The sequence below is a fragment of the Pedobacter sp. TM02 genome (genome assembly GCF_059705275.1).
Genome location: NZ_AP046530.1, coordinates 1064363 through 1084822, shown reverse-complemented (window position 1 = coordinate 1084822; position 20460 = coordinate 1064363). Strand labels below are relative to the sequence as shown.

Annotated in this window: 19 protein-coding genes; all 19 read left to right on the top strand. The window is 43.7% G+C overall.

What is annotated here, in order from left to right; genetic code table 11:
- Positions 1-541: 541 nt before the first annotated feature.
- The 19 genes from AC6H1S_RS04650 to AC6H1S_RS04560 all read left to right on the top strand — a co-directional run bounded on the left by AC6H1S_RS04650 (position 542) and on the right by AC6H1S_RS04560 (position 20446).
- Positions 542-1297: a polysaccharide biosynthesis/export family protein gene (locus AC6H1S_RS04650; protein WP_497565319.1), complete on the top strand. Its 756-nt coding sequence runs from the start codon at positions 542-544 to the stop codon at positions 1295-1297.
- Positions 1297-3699, top strand: coding sequence for a GumC family protein (locus AC6H1S_RS04645; protein ID WP_199141958.1), 2403 nt, complete (start codon positions 1297-1299; stop codon positions 3697-3699). The genes AC6H1S_RS04650 and AC6H1S_RS04645 overlap by 1 nt, the downstream gene beginning before the upstream one ends.
- Before the next feature lie 27 nt (positions 3700-3726).
- Positions 3727-4233: a UpxY family transcription antiterminator gene (locus AC6H1S_RS04640; protein WP_497565318.1), complete on the top strand. Its 507-nt coding sequence runs from the start codon at positions 3727-3729 to the stop codon at positions 4231-4233.
- 120 nt (positions 4234-4353) lie between these two features.
- Complete coding sequence (asnB, locus tag AC6H1S_RS04635) at positions 4354-6144, top strand: asparagine synthase (glutamine-hydrolyzing) (RefSeq protein ID WP_497565317.1); 1791 nt, start codon at positions 4354-4356, stop codon at positions 6142-6144.
- Complete coding sequence (locus tag AC6H1S_RS04630; protein WP_497565316.1) at positions 6134-7279, top strand: glycosyltransferase family 4 protein; 1146 nt, start codon at positions 6134-6136, stop codon at positions 7277-7279. The genes asnB and AC6H1S_RS04630 overlap by 11 nt, the downstream gene beginning before the upstream one ends.
- Positions 7279-8133, top strand: a complete 855-nt coding sequence (locus AC6H1S_RS04625) for an ABC transporter permease (RefSeq protein ID WP_497565315.1) — start codon at positions 7279-7281, stop codon at positions 8131-8133. The genes AC6H1S_RS04630 and AC6H1S_RS04625 overlap by 1 nt, the downstream gene beginning before the upstream one ends.
- A gap of 7 nt (positions 8134-8140) precedes the next feature.
- A complete protein-coding gene (locus AC6H1S_RS04620; protein ID WP_497565314.1) occupies positions 8141-9382 on the top strand; it encodes an ABC transporter ATP-binding protein in 1242 nt (413 codons plus the stop codon).
- A 5-nt stretch (positions 9383-9387) separates the two neighbouring features.
- Positions 9388-9837: a hypothetical protein gene (locus tag AC6H1S_RS04615; RefSeq protein WP_497565313.1), complete on the top strand. Its 450-nt coding sequence runs from the start codon at positions 9388-9390 to the stop codon at positions 9835-9837.
- On the top strand, positions 9821-10573 hold the full coding sequence (locus AC6H1S_RS04610; protein ID WP_497565312.1) for a class I SAM-dependent DNA methyltransferase: 753 nt from the start codon (positions 9821-9823) through the stop codon (positions 10571-10573). The genes AC6H1S_RS04615 and AC6H1S_RS04610 overlap by 17 nt, the downstream gene beginning before the upstream one ends.
- A gap of 1 nt (position 10574) precedes the next feature.
- Positions 10575-11681, top strand: coding sequence for a DegT/DnrJ/EryC1/StrS family aminotransferase (locus tag AC6H1S_RS04605; protein ID WP_497565311.1), 1107 nt, complete (start codon positions 10575-10577; stop codon positions 11679-11681).
- The gene (locus AC6H1S_RS04600) at positions 11669-12886 is read left to right on the top strand and encodes a glycosyltransferase (protein ID WP_497565310.1); all 1218 of its coding nucleotides are present in this window, start codon (positions 11669-11671) and stop codon (positions 12884-12886) included. Before AC6H1S_RS04605 ends, AC6H1S_RS04600 begins: the two co-directional genes overlap by 13 nt.
- The gene (locus tag AC6H1S_RS04595) at positions 12877-13881 is read left to right on the top strand and encodes a glycosyltransferase family 2 protein (protein ID WP_497565309.1); all 1005 of its coding nucleotides are present in this window, start codon (positions 12877-12879) and stop codon (positions 13879-13881) included. The genes AC6H1S_RS04600 and AC6H1S_RS04595 overlap by 10 nt, the downstream gene beginning before the upstream one ends.
- Positions 13881-14774, top strand: a complete 894-nt coding sequence (locus tag AC6H1S_RS04590) for a glycosyltransferase (RefSeq protein WP_497565308.1) — start codon at positions 13881-13883, stop codon at positions 14772-14774. The genes AC6H1S_RS04595 and AC6H1S_RS04590 overlap by 1 nt, the downstream gene beginning before the upstream one ends.
- A complete protein-coding gene (locus tag AC6H1S_RS04585; RefSeq protein WP_497565307.1) occupies positions 14738-15682 on the top strand; it encodes a hypothetical protein in 945 nt (314 codons plus the stop codon). Before AC6H1S_RS04590 ends, AC6H1S_RS04585 begins: the two co-directional genes overlap by 37 nt.
- The gene (locus tag AC6H1S_RS04580; protein ID WP_497565306.1) at positions 15679-17043 is read left to right on the top strand and encodes a glycosyltransferase family 4 protein; all 1365 of its coding nucleotides are present in this window, start codon (positions 15679-15681) and stop codon (positions 17041-17043) included. The genes AC6H1S_RS04585 and AC6H1S_RS04580 overlap by 4 nt, the downstream gene beginning before the upstream one ends.
- On the top strand, positions 17040-17873 hold the full coding sequence (locus AC6H1S_RS04575; protein WP_497565305.1) for an FkbM family methyltransferase: 834 nt from the start codon (positions 17040-17042) through the stop codon (positions 17871-17873). Before AC6H1S_RS04580 ends, AC6H1S_RS04575 begins: the two co-directional genes overlap by 4 nt.
- Complete coding sequence (locus AC6H1S_RS04570) at positions 17870-18811, top strand: glycosyltransferase family 2 protein (protein ID WP_199141785.1); 942 nt, start codon at positions 17870-17872, stop codon at positions 18809-18811. Before AC6H1S_RS04575 ends, AC6H1S_RS04570 begins: the two co-directional genes overlap by 4 nt.
- Positions 18804-19745, top strand: a complete 942-nt coding sequence (locus tag AC6H1S_RS04565; protein ID WP_497565304.1) for a glycosyltransferase family 2 protein — start codon at positions 18804-18806, stop codon at positions 19743-19745. The genes AC6H1S_RS04570 and AC6H1S_RS04565 overlap by 8 nt, the downstream gene beginning before the upstream one ends.
- On the top strand, positions 19742-20446 hold the full coding sequence (locus tag AC6H1S_RS04560; RefSeq protein WP_497565303.1) for an FkbM family methyltransferase: 705 nt from the start codon (positions 19742-19744) through the stop codon (positions 20444-20446). Before AC6H1S_RS04565 ends, AC6H1S_RS04560 begins: the two co-directional genes overlap by 4 nt.
- Positions 20447-20460: the final 14 nt, after the last annotated feature.

Sequence of the window (20460 nt, the reverse complement as noted above, 5' to 3'; positions counted from 1 at the left end):
CCCACACATCATCGTCTATTGGGCAATTATTGTAGTTTGTAAAGCTATAAAGCCTATTAGTCGAGCTGCAGTTTCCACTTATACAGCATCTCGTATTAAGGTTAGTATAACTCACAAACCGCTCACAGTTTGTAGAAGAGGGATCATAAAGCCTTGAAGGCCCTATATAATTAGCGTATGGATACCCCGTAGGCCCTGCTATATAATAAACATCGTTATTAGCATCATTTGAGCATCCGATTATCGTAGAATATTGCGCAGAACTACATAAGGTTGAAAATAAAAGCAATATTAAGAATATAAATTTCTTAAACCACCCATTTAAATATTCATTTTCCAATAGCATGTTGATTTTATTTACCTATGTAAATTCAACTCGCATGCCAGCTTAATTACCGGTAGTCGCTAAATATTGCACAAGCATATAGTACAACCTTTGTTTATTTTGAATTTTATAATCATCTTTATGCTTGATTAAATCTAGATTATACCATTGAAATATTTAGCTAACCTCTTCTTGTTTCTTCTCGCATTTACATGCTTGACTTCCTGTGCCGTACGCAAGGAAAAAACGCTCTTCAACGCACCTTCGGATATCGTAACCGACACCATCAAGCAAGTATACGTGGTAAACGACCAAGGCCTTGGAGACCTCTATTACCGCATTAAGGTAAACGATCTTTTGGCGGTACGAAACGTACAGAACAAGGAATTTGGCGTAACAAATGCAACTTCTACCGTGACCACTGCAGGCGCAGTAAACGCATCGGGGAGCAACATCGTTTCTTATCAGGTAGACGCAGATGGCTCGGTAAACCTGCCTGCCATTGGCCGAGTAAATGTACTTGGGCTAACACGAAGGGAGGCAACGGCTAAGTTGCAACAGATTTATGCGGAGAAATTATTGGTCGACCCTATCATAGAGCTTACCGTTGTAAACGTTAAGGTGACGCTATTGGGCGAATTCAACAAACAAGGCAATTTTTTGCTCGAACGCGACAACACCACATTAATCGATATTTTGGGAGAAGCTGGCGGGATCTCTAAAAATGCCGACCCCAAAACATGCAAAATTATCCGTGGCAACAGGAGCAACCCTGAGGTTATTTATGTAAATCTGAACGACATCAACAGCTTGGGCAGTAAAAAACTGATTTTGCAGAACAACGACATTATTTTGATCCAACCTACAAAAAATGCCGCTTTGAGCGAAAAACTGCAAAGCTTTAACAACATTGTACAGCCGCTTCTTGTTGTAATTAACCTTGCTGTATTGATCTATACTTTTACCAGATAATGAACAACCCTGAAACTGCACCTAACCCGAAATCTGTAAGACAGGATATTGATTTCTACAAAATATTCAAGGTCTTTTTAAGCCGCTGGTACTGGATTGCTGGTTGCGTAGTCATTGCGCTGATCATTGCAAGAATCAATCTTTTATTTACGCCGCCCATTTACCAAACCAGCGGCTCGTTAAAACTGCAGGAAAGCAATCCGACCATCAATACCATGGCCAATGCGCCTTCTACACAGGTTTACAACTATACCGACAAAATACAGGCTGAAGGCTTTGTTATCCGTAGCAACGACGTGATTATGAATGCCATTTCCAATATCGATTATAAGATTTCCTATTACCTAAAGGGAAGGATAAGAACCAGCGAGCTCTATCCTCAAAAACCCTTCAAGATAGAAATTCTGCAACAGGATTCTGTAAATTTCGATCGGTCTAAATACTATGTGGAAGCCATCAACGCCAGTACTTTTGCGTTATCGTTGGGTGAAAAAGGCGCTAAAAACACCATCCGCTATGGCGAACCCATCAAAATGGGCAACATGGTTTTTAAGATTACGAGCCCTATCCCACCAGGCTCTTATAGCTTCAAGTTCAACACCAAGGAAGATTTTGTTGGCCGTGCAAGCGGCATCAGCACCGGCGAGGCAGCTCGTTTTACCAACATCATGTACATCAGCCTGACTGATGCAAACCCCGTTTTTGCAGCCGACATGCTCAATGCCATCATGAAAGAATATGTGGCTTATGACGCCGCCCAAAAAAGAAGATCGGCAAGTCAGACCATTGAGTTCATCAACAACCAACTGAAACTGGTAAACCGTAAAGCCGATACTGCAGGCAACAAACTGACCGATTACAAGGTAAAAAACAAGATCATCGATCTGGGCAGCAGCACACAGATGGATATCGGCAAATTGAGCGACTTTGAAAAGCAAAAATCCATTATCAGTATTGAAATGGTAGGCATTAAGCAGCTTGAAAACCAGATCAACAACAGCCGGGGCAAGATAGACATCAACATGGATTTGGAAGGCAACGTTGGCACCTTGTTGGGCGGGCTCATCAGCCAGCTTAATACTTTTATTTTAAGCAGAGAAACCAAACTTACCCAATTCAGGCCCAATTCTCAACCGATACAGGAATTGGACGAGCAGATTGCCACCCTCAAAGCCTCGATCAGGAGCAACATCAATTCGCTTAAGGAACGCAACCTCAAAACCTTAAGATATCTCGACTCGCAGATTGGGCAAGCCAACCAGAATATCAGCAAAATACCCAGCAAGGAAAGAGACTTTGTACAGTTCCAAACCAATTTCGACGTCAACAACAAGGTACTCACCTACCTTTCCGAAAAGAAACTGGAATCGGAAATGAATGCGGCCGCTATTGTTCCCGGTGCGGCCATTGTAAACCTGGCCTATCCTTCTTATGCGGCAATTTCGCCACAACCACAACGCCTCTACTCCTTTGCGGCCATGCTGGGGCTTGCCTGTGGTTTCGGGCTTATTTTGTTGGTGCGCTTCCTCAACCCTTACATCTACGACAAGGAAACGGTAGAAGCCTTAACCAACACCCCAATCATCGGCGTAATCAGGAAATTCCCAGAATACATTGACAAGGACAACAGACAGGCCCTTTCGTTATCAAAGCCGAAATCGGTATTTGCCGAATCGGTACGCTCGGTTAGAACCAACCTCAGCTTTTTGGCTAGCCATAAAAAGAGCAAAACCATCTGTATCACCTCAGAAATCTCTGGCGAGGGAAAATCGTTTGTGACGGTAAACTTGGCCGGAACGCTGGCGCTTATCGACAAAAAAATCATATTGATTGCGGCAGACTTGCGCAGATCTAAGCTCCACAAGGTATTTGGCAGCAACAACAAGGTGGGATTGAGCTCTTATTTATCAGGTCAAAAAACGCTGGAAGAAGTTCTCATCCACGACGATGTACACAATATCGATTTTATTCCTTCGGGCCCAGTGCCGCCCAACCCTTCAGAGCTGCTGCATACCGATGCCATGAAAAAGCTGCTCGAAATCCTGGCGCCACAGTACGATTATGTACTGGTAGATACAGCTCCGGTTGGTTTGGTTTCCGATGCCATTCCGCTCATCAGGCAGTCTGACGTGAATCTGTTTGTAATCCGCTCGGGCAAATCGCAATACAGGGCCGCAGCCATTCCAGAAAGGCTATCGAGAGAATATGGATTGAGCAATATGGCGATTGTACTGAATGCCTTTGGCGACGATGCGCTCCACTCCAACTATTACACGACCGATTATGCCAGAGGGGGTGGCAACAGTACCTATTACTACTCTGATTATTCTGGCTATGCAGGCTCCGGCTATTATGAAGATCCTAAAAAATGGTGGCAGTTTTGGAAAAAGAAAGACGAATAACCGCTTACCGCCTATCTTAACACGTGTATGATAGACAGCACCTATAAATGGTACCCCCTATATACAAGATCGAGGGCCGAAAAAAAAACCCTTGAGGAATTGACCCGGAAGAACATTACCGCCTATTTGCCGTTAAAAAAGGTTATGAAGCAGTGGAGCGACCGAAAAAAAATAGTGGAGGAGCCCCTGCTGAAATCCTATATTTTTGTATTCATTTCGGCAAAAGAGCATGCCGAAGTGCTGATGACCTATGGCGTAAGCCGCTTTATTTACTTTTCTGGCGAAATTGCCACTATTGCCGAAAAACAAATAGAAGACCTTAAGTTGCTGTTAGCCAACGCCAACGAACTCGAAGTGATTGAGCATGATATTGCTTTAGGCGAAAAAGTTTTAATTAAGGCGGGGCCTTTCAAGGGAATTATGGCGGAATTAGTATCTTTAAAGAACAAAAGAAGTATAGTTTTACGCTTGCAAAATCTGGGCTATTCTATCCATATCAATACTTCGATGGCTTTCATACAGCCTTTGAAATAAGCCACAGCAAAACAGAAAGTTACAAAAAACAGCTGTAACTGAGAGGGCGAAGCTGTGCCTAGCCCGCACTATCCGCAAGTTGGGCATGTATTTTGCATAAGCCTGGGAAATCAAAACTATATGTGTAGAATTGCCGGTGTTATTGCCAAAAACTTCTCTGTTCCTCAATTGCAAAACCATGTGACTTTAATGTGCGAAAGCATGAAACATGGCGGACCGGACGATTTTGGAATTCTGGTAGACGAAGAGCACAAAGTATGCTTAGGTAACCGAAGGCTTTCCATATTGGATTTGAGCGAAGCTGGCCATCAGCCCATGCTGAGCGACAATTCGCAAATCACAATTGCCTATAATGGCGAGATCTATAATTTCAAGCTGCTGAGAAGCGAACTTATCCAACATGGATTTAAATTCAAATCAGAGTCAGACACTGAAGTTATCATCAAGGCCTACGAATTTTGGGGCGAAGGTGCTTTTGAAAAACTGAACGGTATTTTTGCCTTCTGCCTGCACGATAAACGCAAAAACTGCGTTTACCTGGTGAGGGACCAAAGCGGAGTAAAGCCCCTTTATTATAATGCCAACATCAACCAGTTGATTTTTGCATCGGAAGTAAAGGCCTTTGCCCACTCAGGCTTTAGCCTATCCGAAAACGAAAACTGGAAGATTTACTATTTAGCGTTCGGACATATTCCAGAACCCTTTACTACGCTTAAAAGCGTATATACCCTACCTAAGGGTAGTTTCTTGAAATATGAGTTGGCCGACGGCTCATTCAAGATCAACCCTTATTTTGAATTTAGTGCGGCCATAGAAATCATTGATGAAAACGAAGCGATCATGAGAATCAGGGAAGAATTGACCAAGGCCATCAAGCTGCAATTGATTTCTGATACAAGCATCGGCGTTTTATTCAGTGGCGGACTTGATTCTTCTATCATTACCTTATTGGCCGACAATTATACAAAAGGAAACCTTACTTCTATTTCGGCCAATTTTAACGAGATAGATTTTTCGGAAAGCTCGCACCGCAAGGCCATTTCTGAACGTGTTTTGGCCAACAAGCACGAACAGCTGATTACCTACCGCGATTTCGTGTATAACTTCGAAAAGGTAATGAAATGTATGGACCAGCCTACCAACGACGGCATCAACACCTGGTTCATCTGCAAATGCGCCAAAGAAAACGGCATCAAATCGGTGCTTTCTGGCTTGGGTGCCGATGAATTGTTTGGGGGTTATCCTTCTTTTGACCGGATCAGGAAAATACAGAACCTGGGCAGCTTGAGCAAAGCGTTGATCAAATCGGCCCGTTTGCTCAAAAACACCAAGTTAAAAAGGCTGTATTATTTAAGCTTTGAGTCGCCTGTTGGCGAATACCTGTGCCTACGTGGCCTGTATACGCCAGACATCATTGCCGAGCTGCTTGGCTTGGACATCCAAACGGTGATCAACTGCCTCCAAAATATCCCATTAAACGACAGCATCCGTTACTTGAACGACGAAGAAAGAGCAAGCTGGTTCGAAATGAACATGTACATGCAGAACCAGCTGCTAAAAGACACCGATTTTATGAGCATGAGCCACGGTGTAGAAGTTAGGGTGCCATTTCTCGACGTTAACTTTATCAAATTGGTCAGCGCTATTCATCCTTCCATCCGCTTTGGAGAAAACCAGAAAAAAAGGCTGTTGATAGAAGCCTACAAGGATGAGCTGCCATCGCAGATCTGGAACCGCTCTAAAATGGGCTTTACTTTTCCGTTTCAGGAGTGGATCAGGAAAAACAAGGAAATTGCCTCGCCAGACCGATACCAAAACAAGAAAGCAAAAAAACTGATGCAGACTTTCGGCGAAAATAAATTGCACTGGACTTCGGCCCTTGCTCTTTACAAAATATTTAATGCCTCTTAAAAAAGTACTTTTTTTAACATTAAAGGTTTTTGGATTTACCGGTGGTATAGAAAAGGTATGCCGCACCATTTGTAGAACTCTTTACGACCTGAGCGAAGAAGAACTGGTAGACCCCATGACGTATTGCATGTACGACCAGAGCTACGACAGGGATTCGAGGTACCTCAAAAAACATCAATACAAAGGTTTTGGAGGCAACCGCAAATTCTTTGTGGTTAAATCTTTGCTTACGGGGCTCAAATCTGACGTGGTTATCCTGAGCCATATCAACCTGCTTTCTGTCGCCTACCTCATCAAAAGACTTAAGCCAAGTACCAAGGTTTACCTCATTGCGCATGGCATAGAAATTTGGCGCAAACTGCCCGAGGCCAAAATCAAGGCACTTAAGCGCCTAGACAAAATTATTGCGGTTAGTCATTTTACCGCTGCGCAAATCAAAAGCGCACATCACCTGAGCGAACAAAAAATAGAGGTGCTGAACAACTGCCTCGATCCGTTCTATCATTTTCCGTCTATTTTTTCGAAGCCGGAGTCGTTATTGCACAGGTATGGATTGCACAAAGATCAAATTATTCTAATGAGCTTGTCGCGGCTCGTAGCCACAGAGAAGTACAAAGGCTACGACAATACGATAGCCATTTTGCCCCGACTGGTCAAAAACAACCCTAATTTGGTTTACCTCCTGGCAGGAAAGTGGGACGAAGAAGAACATGCCAGGCTCGAAAAGCTCATCGAACAGCATCAGATTAGAGACCATATCAAGCTGATTGGCTTTGTTGACGAAGCCGAGGTTACCGACCATTTTCTGCTTTCGGATGTTTTTATCATGCCCAGTAAGAAAGAGGGCTTTGGCATTGTGTTTATCGAGGCTGTAGCTGGTGGCTTGCGCGTTGTAGCCGGCAATAAGGATGGCAGTGTTGATGCGCTTAAACATGGCGAACTGGGCTACTTGGTAGATCCAGACAACCTCGACGAAATAGAAAACACCTTGAAAAAGATTTTGGTTTCGCTGCCTAATCAGGAGGAGAAAATGGCTTTGCAGCAAAAAGTATTCGAAACCTTCAACTACGAAAAATACAGAAACAGCATCAAGAACCTTATCTTTAACGGTGCTGTAAAACCAGCTGATTCTTAATGAACAAAACGCAAGAAAATTGGGAGATCGTCCCTGCCAATAATTTGTTTGACCTGAAACTCGGCGAGGTTTGGGCCTACCGCGACTTATTGGTGCTTTTGGTAAGGAGGGATTTCGTTTCCTTTTACAAACAGACCATTTTGGGACCCTTATGGTTTTTTATCCAGCCTTTGTTTACCACCATTATTTTCACTTTTATATTCGGCAATTTAGCTGGTATATCGACAGATAAGTTGCCCAAACCTTTATTTTACATGGCTGGCATTACGGCCTGGAACTATTTTGCCGATTGTTTGACCAAAACCTCGTCGGTATTCAAAGACAATGCACCCATTTTTGGGAAGGTATATTTTCCGAGGCTGATTATGCCCCTCAGCATTGTAGTGAGCAACTTGGTTCGCTTTGGCGTGCAACTGGTTTTGTTCTTTATATTTATGGCCTACTATGCCACCAATGGTGCATATTTTGAGCCAAGCTGGGCTATTTTGCTGTTTCCTTTGGTTGTTGTGCTGATGGCCTTGCTAGGCTTGGGCTTGGGTATGATCATCTCGGCCATGACTACCAAATACCGCGATCTGTCCTTCCTCATCAGTTTTGGAGTTCAATTATTGATGTATGCCACCACGGTTATTTATCCCTTGTCTGCAGCAGTAGAAAAATACCCTAAATATGCCTGGTTAATCAAAATCAACCCAATGACTACCTTGATCGAAACCTTTCGCTACGGCTTTTTGGGCAAGGGCACATTTAGTTGGGATGCCTTAAGCTATACCACCATTAGTACGTTCGTTATCCTTTTGCTAGGCATTGTCGCATTTAATAAAGTAGAAAAAAACTTCGTAGACACCGTTTAATCCACCCATGTCGAACATAGCAATCAAAGTAGAAAACCTGAGCAAAGCCTACCAGCTTGGCCAAATAGGTACCGGCACCGTTAGCCGCGATTTGGAACGCTGGTTTGCGCGTATCCGTGGCAAGGAAGACCCTTTTTTAAAAATAGGCGAAACTAACGAACAGCATACCAGAAGTACGAGTGATATTGTTTGGAGCCTGAGCGCTATCAACTTTGAAATAGAACAAGGCGATGCCGTAGGCATTATTGGCCGAAACGGTGCCGGCAAAAGCACTTTGCTTAAAATATTGAGCAAAATTACCGCACCAACCACCGGTAAGATAAGTGGGCATGGCCGCATCGCGAGTTTGTTGGAAGTAGGCACGGGCTTTCATCCGGAACTAAGCGGGCGCGAAAACATCTTTTTGAATGGTGCCATTTTAGGCATGCGCAAAAAGGAAATCAAACGCAAACTTGACGAAATTGTTGATTTTGCAGGCATAGCCCGCTACTTAGACACCCCCGTAAAGCGCTACAGCAGCGGCATGTATGTACGCTTGGCCTTTGCGGTTGCCGCGCATTTGGAAAGCGAAATCCTGATCGTAGATGAAGTACTAGCGGTTGGGGATGCCGAATTTCAAAAAAAATGCCTGGGCAAAATGGGCGAAGTAAGCAAAGGCGAAGGCCGCACCGTACTGTTTGTGAGCCATAATATGGATGCTGTTTTAAACCTATGCAATAATGGCATTGTACTTGAACAGGGCAAACTTGGCTTTGTTGGCGATGCAACTTCGGCTGTTAGGCATTACCAAAGCAGCGGTTCAAACACTGTTGATACGTGGTTAGATACAAGAAAGCTAAGCAGGCCCCATTTTAGCTCGCTCAAATGTACGGTTTCGGGCAACCAGCCGGCGATGACCCTCACTATAGACTTCAAAACCAATTCAGAAACGGCTTATCCCAATGCCTTTGTAGTTTTTGGCATAAAGGGTAGCCTTGGCAGCACCATTATGGAAGCCATTCCGAAATTGGATCCATTTATCAAATTTAACGGACAGGAAATGAGCTATAAATGCGAAATCAAGCTGAATGGCTTTATACCCGGCCCCTATGCCATTTACGCTTGGCTTGGCGTAAGCGAAGCCGAAAATTACGACTGGATAGACGATGTGCTTCATTTTGAAATATTTGATGCCCCTATGGCCGAACGTACATTCCCTTATAGTCCGAGAACCGGCTATTTAATTGCCGATTGCACCCTCATTACCTAACGGCTATGCTAGAAGAAGTAAATCATTTAAACAAAAAGCTGGCGATTATCATTAGGGCCAATTACAAGAAAGAAGGCATCTCCTTTTTTACGCCCGGCGATTTTTCGCAGCAGCTGGGCTACATGAACAGGGCAAAAGGCTATGTGATCGATCCACATGTGCATAACCTGGTCGAGCGCAAGGTAACCCTCACCCAAGAGGTATTATACGTTAAAACAGGAAAAGTAAGGGTAGATTTTTATGATGATGCCCGTACCTATTTAGAAAGCAGAATCATAGAAACCGGCGACGTCATTTTATTGGCCGCTGGCGGACATGGCTTTGAAATGCTTGAAGATACCGAGATGATCGAAATTAAGCAGGGCCCTTATTGTGGCGACGAAGACAAAGTACGATTTGAGCATAAACCCGAAAACATCAACCTGATTTCAGCCAAAAATGAGCCAGAACTTTAAGCTTTACAGTCAATATTACGACCTCTTGTATCGGGATAAAGCCTATCAGGCAGAGGCCGATTACCTGCACCAGCTCATTAAACAATACCGTCCGCAAAGCGTCGAAGTGCTAGAGCTGGGTTCGGGCACAGGCAAACATGCCCATTTACTAGCCAAACTGGGCTACCATACGCTAGGCTTGGAACGCAGCGCCGAAATGGTCGACATTGCCAACCAAACCCAAACGGAAAATGTTGCCTTTAAAGTTGCCGACATTACAGACTTTGAATTAAACAGGTCATTTGATGTGGCACTTTCGCTTTTCCATGTAATCAGCTACCTTACCGATAACGATAGCTTGATCAATACATTCAAAAATGTCTATCGCCACTTAAACCAAGGCGGTTTATTTATTTTCGATGTTTGGCATAGTGCGGCAGTCAACTTTCAGGTACCCGAAAAACGCAGCAAAACGCTCCAAGACGAACATATCCATGTTACACGTCATGCAGAACCGGTAATTGACCGTGAACAAAACATTGTGGAAGTAAATTACGAGATAACGGTTGAAGACCTCAAAAGCGGCCAAAAAACTACTTTTGGCGAGAACCACCCTATGCGTCATTTTAGCAAACCCGAAATAGAGTTATTGGCTTATGCCACGGGGTTTGAAGTTTTGCATGCCGAAGAATTTTTAAGCAAGGCACCCTCTTCTGTTGAAACCTGGGGCGTTTGCTACATACTAAGAAAAAAGTAAGATGAATCCTATTCCAGTTAATACTCCCCTGCTAAACGGAAACGAGCTCCAATATTTAACACAGTGCATCGAAACAGGCTGGATCAGTAGCGAAGGGCCTTTTATCACCCAATTCGAAGCACAATTGAGCAACTATGTAGGGCGTAAACATGGCATTGCGGTAAGCAATGGCTCTGCGGCGTTGGATATCGCAGTTAAAGCCTTGAATATTGGTCCTGGCGACGAGGTGATCATGCCAGCTTTTACCATTATCTCCCCTGCTCAATCTGTAGTTAGTGCTGGGGCATTGCCTGTTTTGGTTGATAGCGATGCGCTGACCTGGAACATGGACGTTAACCAAATAGAAGCCAAGATTACCCCCCAAACCAAAGCTATCCTCGTTGTACATATTTACGGTTTGCCGGTTGATCTAGAGCCTATACTTGATTTGGCTCAAAAATATAAACTCAAAGTAATAGAGGATGCGGCCGAAATGCATGGCCAAACCTATAAAGGCAAAATGTGTGGCAGCTTTGGCGATATCAGCATCTTTAGTTTTTATCCCAACAAGCACATTACCACCGGAGAGGGCGGTATGCTGTTAACAAACGACAGCGAACTGGCCGAAAGGTGCAAAAAACTTCGGAACCTATGCTTTGAGCCCAATGGTCCGCGTTTTGTACACCATGAACTGGGCTGGAATTACCGGATGACCAACTTACAGGCTGCCTTGGGCCTCGCTCAATTAGAGCAAATCGACCACTTTATCCAAAAAAAGAGGGCCATGGGGGCTGCCTATCATAAGGGGCTTTCGCCGCTCCAGGCCAAAGGCTACAAGCTGCCACTTGAAAAAACCGAATATAGCGAAAACATCTACTGGATATTTGGCTTAGTTGCCCCAAGCCCAGAAGAGAAAGAAAGAATGGTTAACCTTTTAGCCGAAAACAAAATCGGAACACGCCCTTTCTTTTGGTGCATGCACGAACAGCCAGTGTTTCAAAAAATGGGATTGTTTAAAAATGAAAGCTATCCCGTTGCCGAGAAATTGGCCAGAAATGGCTTTTACATCCCTAGTGGATTGGGTTTAGCTGATGCCGACCAACAAACCGTTATCGAATGCCTAAGCTAAGAATTGGAATACCCATTAATTTTGATTACAATCCCCTTGCAGGTGGAAGTTATTCTTATGTGAAGCAGCTGATCAATGCGATTGATACCCATGAGTTTGATCCTGGGATTGAGGTATTATTTCTCAATTTCGAAAAAAAGAATATCCATACGCAAAAGAAGCTACTTACCTTTCATCCATTCAGCTCTTTTACGCTGGCCGATCTTTGCCGTAAACTTTTTATTGTTTGTTTGCATAAAATGCCATTTGGCCTTTTCAAAAATTGGCTTTATCGACTTGAAAACAAACACGCCTCTGCCAGAGACCAAAAGATCAAAAAGGTACTGAATGCCAATAACATCAAGCTCTTGTTTTATGTGAACCCTGATGGCAATCGTTACGATTTCCCATTTATCACCATCCATTGGGATATTGGCCACGTTTCTACATATATGTTTCCAGAATTTTCGGAAAATCTGGAGGCCAGGAAAGCCTACTACAACGAAATACTGCCTAAAGCGTTGCTGATTTTAACAGAAACGGTTGCTGGCAAGGAAGAACTGGCTAGCTATACATCCATCAACCCAGACAGGATAAAGGTTATGCCCATCTTTCCAGGCAACGTGGTTGAAGAAAATATTGAGGTTCAGGAACAGCTTGACATCCTGCAACGTTTTAAACTTAGCCCCCAGCAGTTCTTTGTCTATCCGGCTCAGTTTTGGGCGCATAAAAACCATATCCTGCTCATTGATGCCTTTGAAATCCTCCTTAAAAAACACCCGGCAACCCAGCTTGTATTTACCGGATCAGACAAAGGAAACCTGAGCTATGTAAAGCAGTATATCGACAGCAAAAAATTAACGCCATACGTCAAAATACTAGGCTTTGTTCAAAACAACGAACTATTTACCCTTTATAAGAATGCCATTTCGCTGGTTATGCCTACATTCTTGGGCCCTTCCAATATGCCTCCATTAGAAGCCGCCTCACTCAACTGTCCGGTAATAATCAGCGACTTAAAAGGCCACCGCGAGTTGCTGGGATCATATGCCCGCTATTTTGACCCCTTGAATGCTGCCGATATGGCCGCAGCCATGTTGGCCCAAATAGCACATGGCCATCAAACTTCATTTGAGCATAAAGACCGCTTTAGTATTCAAGCCGCGACTGATGCTTTAAACCAGGCCTTTGTTAAAGCCGCCAACCTAAGAAAAACATGGGCATAACAACTACTCTTCCGAACTTGGAATCGTACAGGGCACTTTTCTTAGCTAAAGGTGTGCAATACCCTTTACAAAAAATTGGCACCAGCGCCCAAGGCTTATTGCAGGAACTTCCCAAAACTGAAAGAAAAGGCTGGCCATGGGATAGCCAAACATCGCCATTGCTTTACCATGCCAAAAAGGAGTGGCCAAAAATAACCATTGTAACGCCATCTTTTAACCAAGGGCAATATATTGAAGAAACCATTAGAAGTGTTCTGTTACAGAACTACCCTAACCTGGAATACATTGTTATTGATGGGGGAAGTACCGACGGCACCCTAGAAATCCTGGCCAAATATTCGCCTTGGATCAGCTATTGGGTAAGCGAAAAAGACAAGGGCCATGGCCATGCCATCAACAAAGGATTTAGCTTGGCTTCGGGAAAGCTTTATGGCTGGATCAATAGCGACGACCTTTATATGGACGAAGCTTTTTTTACGCTGGCCAACGCATTTGAGCATAGCAAAGCCGATATGATTTATGGCGATGGGCTTGTAATTGATGAAGCCAGCGGTGAGCTAACTTATGAAAAGGCATTTTTGGTCAATTCGAGGTATCTTTTTATTGGCGGAGTGCTGATGCAGCATTCTACATTTTGGAAAGCCGACATCCACGAACCCATACAAGAAGCTCTTTATTGTGCGGTTGATTCAGAGTTATGGTTCAGGCTTGTTCCAAAGAAGAAGTTAAAACACGTAAAATTTCCATTGGGCATTGCCCGAAAGCAGCCTGAAGCCAAAACAATGAACGAGAAATTTGCGGCCAAATGGAAAGCCGATAATATCTTAATAGCGCAACTCCATCAATTCGAAAAAACCATACCCTTTTTCAAATATATCCAATCTAAATTCTACATATTGGAAACCCGATACGTGCAAAGGCTATACAAATATTTTAACCGAACCAATACAGCGCCCTACCTGGCCAAGCTGGCCTCCAAAAAAACAAAGCCTTAATGCTTTCGATCATTACCTGTTCCATAAATCCAGAAAAATTAGCCCAATTATCCCAAAGCCTGGCAGAAACTACGGAATTGCCTTACGAACTCATCGTAATTGAAAACAAGGGGCATAACTATGGTATTTGCCAAGCCTATAACCTGGGCGCGGCACAAAGCAAGTTTGCCTACCTTTGCTTTGTACATGAGGATATCATTTTTAAAAATAAAGGATGGGATCAGCACTTCGTTGCTCATTTTGAAACAAAAGAAATAGCCATGATCGGTATTTTGGGCAATACAATCAAAACCAAATATCCGTCGGGCGTATATTCTGCTGTGCAGCATACCAACAGAATTAACCAATTGCAGCTGTTGCCAGATGGGTCAAGCATTCATTATTACAATAACCCCCTGGAAGAAAAAACAAGTGAGGTAGCTACACTTGACGGAATGCTTTTAGGTACGCTTAAAACATATTGGTTGGCACAAAAATTTGACGAAAGCCTTGCTGGTTTTCATGCCTACGATGTAGACTATAGCTTAGCTATGCGCCAAATGGGAAAAGTAGCCGTGGTTTATGATATTTTAATTGCCCACGCCAGTTTCGGAGGCAATACCCGCTCTTGGATAGACAATCAGTTGCAAACAGCGAAGAAATGGCGCCATATCCTTCCGATTAGACCAAAAGACCACGATAGCCGTACGCTTAGGCTCAGGGAACAAGATGACCTGAGGCAATTTTCGATTGCCCTGCTCAAGCTCAACTATCGGTATCGTTTGGCTTTGTATTATGGTTTGCTTACCCTGTTGAGCAAGCCGTTTCAGCGCGTTAATCTTTTTATTGTCAAACAGTTAATCCTTCAATTTTTTTCATGGCCGAAGCCGTCTACATCGTCTCCAGCGAATTAGCCTACAACAAGCTGATTTGCAGCGATGCCGGACCGCAATATGCGGCTACCATGCATTGGAAATGGATTGAGCTTCAAAACCTGAAAAAGCTCAGCAACGATCAGATTTACATCATCGACAACAGAATAGCCGAAGCCGAATGCCAGGTGTTGCAGCAGCTGATAATCGCCAACCCTTCCATCAACTTTGTAGCCAAAATCGTAGACCCCTATCAAGAAAACAAAGACCATTACTATTATAAATGGCTGGCAACTATCTTATTATTTGAAAATGTACGGTTGCTATCAGTTTACGAACCCAAAGAACTTACCAGTACCTTAGCCCAAAGGTCGGTCCATCCATTGATCTATATTCCATATGTTTATGACGAACGCAAGGAACTACCGCTCGATGCACTGGGAAAGCGATCGAGGAAAATCATTATTTCTGGCGCCATCAATCCGGTCATTTATCCGTTCCGAACCGCCATCTGGAAAAAGACCCGCAGGTCGGTCAGCCGATTATGCTACCATGTTTTAAAGCATCCGGGCTATGCCGAACTTAGTCAACGCGAATTTGGCCACCACTTTGTGTACGATGGTTTTATTGCTTACTTGGCCCACTACAGGTACATGTTGCTGTGTGGGTCGCGATGCCAGCTTGAATTTTTAAAATACCACGAATGCGCCTATGCAGGTTGTTTGCCCGTTGGAGAAGCTCCAACATGCTATCCGGATGAGATCAAAAAGTTGTTTGGTTCTATTGACCCCCAACATATCTTTAGCAGTACACTAAAAATAAACTGGCAATGGTCAATCCAAAAGCATTTGGCGCGGTTGGAAAAATATAGGCATTATTTACGGGAAACGCGCTCAGCGGAAGTGCTTAATCAGCGCTTTGCCAACCACTTTAAGTCCAGCAAAACGTGAAATTACTATTTGTCCTCCCCGAATTTTTCCCCTTAACAGGTGGTGGCATTTGCACTTATTACGAAGAGCTCCTGCCTCTGCTTCAACGTTCGGACATGTACGAACTGACCGTTATACAGGGAAGTGCCTTTGATGCGCGTGGAGGCGAAACCAATAGACACGGTATACGTGTACATTACTTGATGTATGGGGCATTGCTTGAAGAGAAGAAAAAATTTTCCCATCTCAATATCTTCCCCGAACTGCAGGCGCACCTCGCGGCAGCTTGGGCCATGTATGAAAAAGCAAAGGGACTTGGCAAGTTTGACGCAGTGATTACCTCAGATTGGGGGTTGGCCTTTGTGCCCTGGATATTGACTGGCCATACGCCTACAATCGTACACCTGCATGGAAGCCTTGGCCAAATCGATCATTATGAGCCGAGAAAAGGCTTAGCGCTACTGGCCCAAACTTATTTGCATATTGAAAAGGACTTGCTTCAAAAAGCCTCTTCGTTAGTGACCCATAGCAGGCAAAACATAAGGTTTTGGATAAACCAAGGCTTGCCACAAGCAAAAACAAGCCTCATTCCCCCAATTGTAGCCAAAGCACCGAAAACTGGGAAAAAGCGGGAAAATCCCCAGCTAACTGGGTTGGTAATTGCAAGAGTCCAGTTTTGGAAAGGCCCCATCTACTTATGCGAAGCCATTAGGCTAATGGATAGCGAAACCAGAGCCCGGCTTAACATCTACTGGATAGGCAGAGATACTTTCTATACCAACGAAAACATGGGCATGGGAGCTTTTCTGTTGAAGAATTATCCCGATGTATGGGGCAAAACCATTTTGCCTCTCGGCATCAAGACCCGCGAAGAACTCGACGAATATTACAATGAAATAGATTTTGGCATTGTTCCTTCTATATGGGACATGTTTAACCTGAGTGCACTTGAGCATTTGGCCCATGCAAAGCCATTGATATGCTCATCGGGCGCTGGTGCATCAGACTTTATGGCTGATGTAGCGGGAATTACGGTTTATGACAATACCGCTAGCGGGCTTGCCCAAGCCTTAACCAAATTTATCGCAAGCGGAAAAGAAAACCTGGAAGCTGCAGGCAAGCAAAATTCCTCGTTTCTGCAGCAGCAATTTAATCAGCAAACAACCCTTGATGCACATTTCAGGGTAATTGAAGAGGCCGTTAGGGGCTTTGTCCCTACAAATAGCCAACCTCAAGACCATCAATGGCTCTGGCCACAAACAGGAGTCCAAACAAATGCGAGGGCGGTGTTATTAGAATCCTGGCCCAACAAAGAAACCATTAACCTAATCCTTAAAAAACTGAAAACCAGCTTGAAGTCAAAGCTAAACTTAGGGAAATGAAATTTAAAGGCAAAAGTGATTTCGAAAAAATAATATTGGCCTATGCAAGAGGATTTAACCATCCTTTTAAGCTGAGGTTTCTAAATTGGCTTATCAATTCTTTCTACAAGTCAGGCTTAAGGCTTCAAAGTACATCTGGGCGCCTGCTCCAAATCGCACCTAACGATTTTATTGGCCATCAGCTGATATACCACGGCTGTTATGAGCCTATTTCGCTACAGCTAGCCCTCAGGCTTTTAGATACAAAGCCAAATGCGGTATTTATTGATGTTGGGGCAAACATGGGTTTATATACCATTAATGCCGGAGCGATAGATGGCCTTAAGATTTATGCCATAGAACCGGTTGCTAAAAACTTTGTAAAGCTACAGGCCAACTATGCGCTAAATTCCAATCAAAACAGCACTGCTTGGCTCATCAATGTAGGGTTATCAGATACCAATGAACTAGCCTACATTTCCAATCCAGTGGAGAGCAACGAAGGAACATACAGGGTAGAAGACAGCGAACAAAGCAATGCCCAGCTTATTGCGCTAACGACCTTGGACGAGTTGGTTACACATTTTAAAATTGACCGCATTGACCTTTTAAAAATGGATGTCGAAGGTTTTGAAGGGAAAATAATTGCCGGTTTCAAAAGTATCGGTAAAGTAAAGCCCCAGAACATATTGATGGAATATTCTGATTATGTGAGCAGGACAGGCATTAGCAAAACCTATCTTTATAATTACTTTATTGAATTGGGTTACGAAAGTTTAGACGTAAATGGAATGCCTTATGCTGGCGAAGGAGAATTAATGGAAGACAATATCTGGTTTCGACTCAAATGAAAAATACCCTGGCTCTTGGCATTCCGGCTTATAATGCGGCTTGGTGTTTACCAAGGCTGCTTAAATCGGCCCAGCAGCAGCTGATTCCATTTGATGAAATATTAGTCTATGACGATTGTAGCTTAGACGATACTTCACAAGTTGCCCAACAGTTTGGGGCCACCCTGATCAAGGGCGCGACTAATGCAGGTTGCTCTTACGGAAAAAACCAGCTCCTGATGGCAACCACCTGCAATTGGATACATTTTCATGATGCCGACGACGAATTAATGCCCAATTTTACCACCTTGGCGCATCGATGGATGGCAAAGGAAAATTGTGAAGATGTCATTCTCTTCGATTTTGAATATAGAGACAATGAAACCCACGCACTCATCTCCGTATCTGATTTTGATCCGCAACAATTAAAGGAAGACCCCATCAGGTATGCCATCTTGCATCAGATCAATCCTTTTTGCGGCTTGTACAAAGTTGACAAACTGCGGAAAGTTGGTGGCTATGACATTGATCCAAAAATCATCTACAACGAAGATGTGGCCTTTCATTGCAAATTGGCCATTGCTGGTTTGAGCTTTAACGCAGAAAAAGAGCTAAGCATTATCAATTACCGCATCAAAAACTCCATGTCCAATAGCAACAAGCTGAAATGCGAACAAGCGCATTTTGAGGTTATGGCCATCAATGCGACAAAAGTTGGTAAAAAATATAGCGAAGAAATTGCCCAAAAACTGTGGTCGAATGCGGTGATTTTGGCAAGCTTGGCAGATTGGAACACCGCAAAAAAAGCTATAAACCTGGCTTCATCACTTAGCAATAGCATTCCTAAAAACGAACACATTCTGGTAAAGTTCTTGTCAAAGCTTAACCCTTATTTGGCAATAAAAACGAGAGAGAAACTAATCCGTTTATTTAAAACGGCCTCAAGAGCGGATGGATAAGCCACTTGTTTCGATCATCATGCCCCTCTATAATGCCAAGGCCTTTGTTGGCGAAGCCATTCAGAGTGTAATTGCACAACGTTATCAAAACTGGGAATTGCTTGTTGTTGACGATGAGAGTACCGACGGAAGCCTTGAATTGGCCCAAACCTACCAAAACGGGCAAATCAAAGTTTACAGCAAAAACAACAGTGGTGCGGCTGCAACCAGAAATTTCGGCTATAAGCTGGCCAAAGGGCAATTCATCAAGTTTTTTGATGCAGATGACCTCATGAACGAGGATATGCTGGAAGCGCAGGTGGCCCTGGCAATGCAAAACCCCAGCTGTATCATTTCAGGCAAGTGGGGCCGCTTTTACGATAATAACGTGGCCACCTACAAAGAGCAGCCTGAAGCATGCTGGAAAGATATGGAGTCCACCAAATGGATCTGTTCAAGCTGGCGCGAGGGAAAATCCATGACCCAACCGGGAATTTTCCTGATTCCGAGAGCGATTATAGCTAAAGCGGGTTTATGGAACGAAAGCCTTTCGATGGTTGACGACCTTGAATTTTTCACCAAAACCATATTAGCAACTCCAAAAGTGATTTTCTGTGAGCGCTCGATCTTATACTACCGGTCTGGAAACAGCAGCAGCCTGGCCAGCCAGCAAAGCCGAAAAGCCATAGAATCGTGTTTTGCCGCTATCAGCCTAAGCGTGGGCTACCTCTTAAAGAAGAGCCCTTCGGTTAGTGCCAAAACAAGTGCGGCCAATGTTTGGCAGTCCTTTATTTACCAGGTATACCCTAACCATAAAGACTTGACGAAGCAAGCAGAAGCCTATTTAAAATTTCTTCCCAAACCCACTTTAGCATTTCCAACCAGCTCGAAAAGCAAGCTCTTCCAATCCATTTTTGGCTGGAAGGCTTTAAAAAGACTTAAACAGTTCTTATGATATTGCACTCGCTCATTCCTTTTAAAAGAACTTTGGCCAAACTCTTTGGGATACACCTGAAATTCAGTTTTTCGCAAATGGGCGAAGACCTGATCGTCAAATTTATCCTGGATGCCTTAAAGCTTAAACAGATCAGTTATCTGGATATCGGGGCCAATCATCCCTATAACATGAACAATACCTATCTCTTTTATCTTTTAGGTATGAGGGGTGTTTGTGTAGAACCAAATCCTGTATTGTTTAAAAAGCTAAAAAGCATCAGAAAAAAAGACCGTTGCCTCAATATTGGGATCGGCACTGGCTCAAAAACGACCGGAAAATTCTTTTTGACCAACAATTCGCTGCTCAGTACATTTTCGGAAGCAGAGGCCCTGCAGCTCGAAGCTGCCGGTCAGGCCAAGATCATCAGCAGCCAAGAAGTAGAACTGCTAAACATCAACCTATTGATCGAACGTTATTTCGATACTTGCCCAGATTTTATTTCCCTTGATGTGGAGGGCTTGGACCTGGCCATCCTGCAGGAATTTGATTTTGGCAGGTTCAGGCCAAAAATCTTCTGTATCGAAACCGTTTTGTTTTCGAACAACCTTAAGGGTGCAAAAGCCGAGGACATTATCAGCCTTCTGCAACAAAACAACTACAGGGTGTTTGCCGATACCTACATCAATACCATTTTTGTTGACAATAACCTGTTCGATTGATGCTTTTGAAACTG

Coding starts and splice junctions, on each gene's coding strand:
- AC6H1S_RS04645 (WP_199141958.1), top strand. CDS start 1,297: ATGAACAACCCTGAAACTGCACCTAACCCGAAATCTGTAAGACAGGAT.
- AC6H1S_RS04640 (WP_497565318.1), top strand. CDS start 3,727: ATGATAGACAGCACCTATAAATGGTACCCCCTATATACAAGATCGAGG.
- asnB (WP_497565317.1), top strand. CDS start 4,354: ATGTGTAGAATTGCCGGTGTTATTGCCAAAAACTTCTCTGTTCCTCAA.
- AC6H1S_RS04630 (WP_497565316.1), top strand. CDS start 6,134: ATGCCTCTTAAAAAAGTACTTTTTTTAACATTAAAGGTTTTTGGATTT.
- AC6H1S_RS04625 (WP_497565315.1), top strand. CDS start 7,279: ATGAACAAAACGCAAGAAAATTGGGAGATCGTCCCTGCCAATAATTTG.
- AC6H1S_RS04620 (WP_497565314.1), top strand. CDS start 8,141: ATGTCGAACATAGCAATCAAAGTAGAAAACCTGAGCAAAGCCTACCAG.
- AC6H1S_RS04615 (WP_497565313.1), top strand. CDS start 9,388: ATGCTAGAAGAAGTAAATCATTTAAACAAAAAGCTGGCGATTATCATT.
- AC6H1S_RS04610 (WP_497565312.1), top strand. CDS start 9,821: ATGAGCCAGAACTTTAAGCTTTACAGTCAATATTACGACCTCTTGTAT.
- AC6H1S_RS04605 (WP_497565311.1), top strand. CDS start 10,575: ATGAATCCTATTCCAGTTAATACTCCCCTGCTAAACGGAAACGAGCTC.
- AC6H1S_RS04600 (WP_497565310.1), top strand. CDS start 11,669: ATGCCTAAGCTAAGAATTGGAATACCCATTAATTTTGATTACAATCCC.
- AC6H1S_RS04595 (WP_497565309.1), top strand. CDS start 12,877: ATGGGCATAACAACTACTCTTCCGAACTTGGAATCGTACAGGGCACTT.
- AC6H1S_RS04590 (WP_497565308.1), top strand. CDS start 13,881: ATGCTTTCGATCATTACCTGTTCCATAAATCCAGAAAAATTAGCCCAA.
- AC6H1S_RS04585 (WP_497565307.1), top strand. CDS start 14,738: ATGGCCGAAGCCGTCTACATCGTCTCCAGCGAATTAGCCTACAACAAG.
- AC6H1S_RS04575 (WP_497565305.1), top strand. CDS start 17,040: ATGAAATTTAAAGGCAAAAGTGATTTCGAAAAAATAATATTGGCCTAT.
- AC6H1S_RS04570 (WP_199141785.1), top strand. CDS start 17,870: ATGAAAAATACCCTGGCTCTTGGCATTCCGGCTTATAATGCGGCTTGG.
- AC6H1S_RS04565 (WP_497565304.1), top strand. CDS start 18,804: ATGGATAAGCCACTTGTTTCGATCATCATGCCCCTCTATAATGCCAAG.
- AC6H1S_RS04560 (WP_497565303.1), top strand. CDS start 19,742: ATGATATTGCACTCGCTCATTCCTTTTAAAAGAACTTTGGCCAAACTC.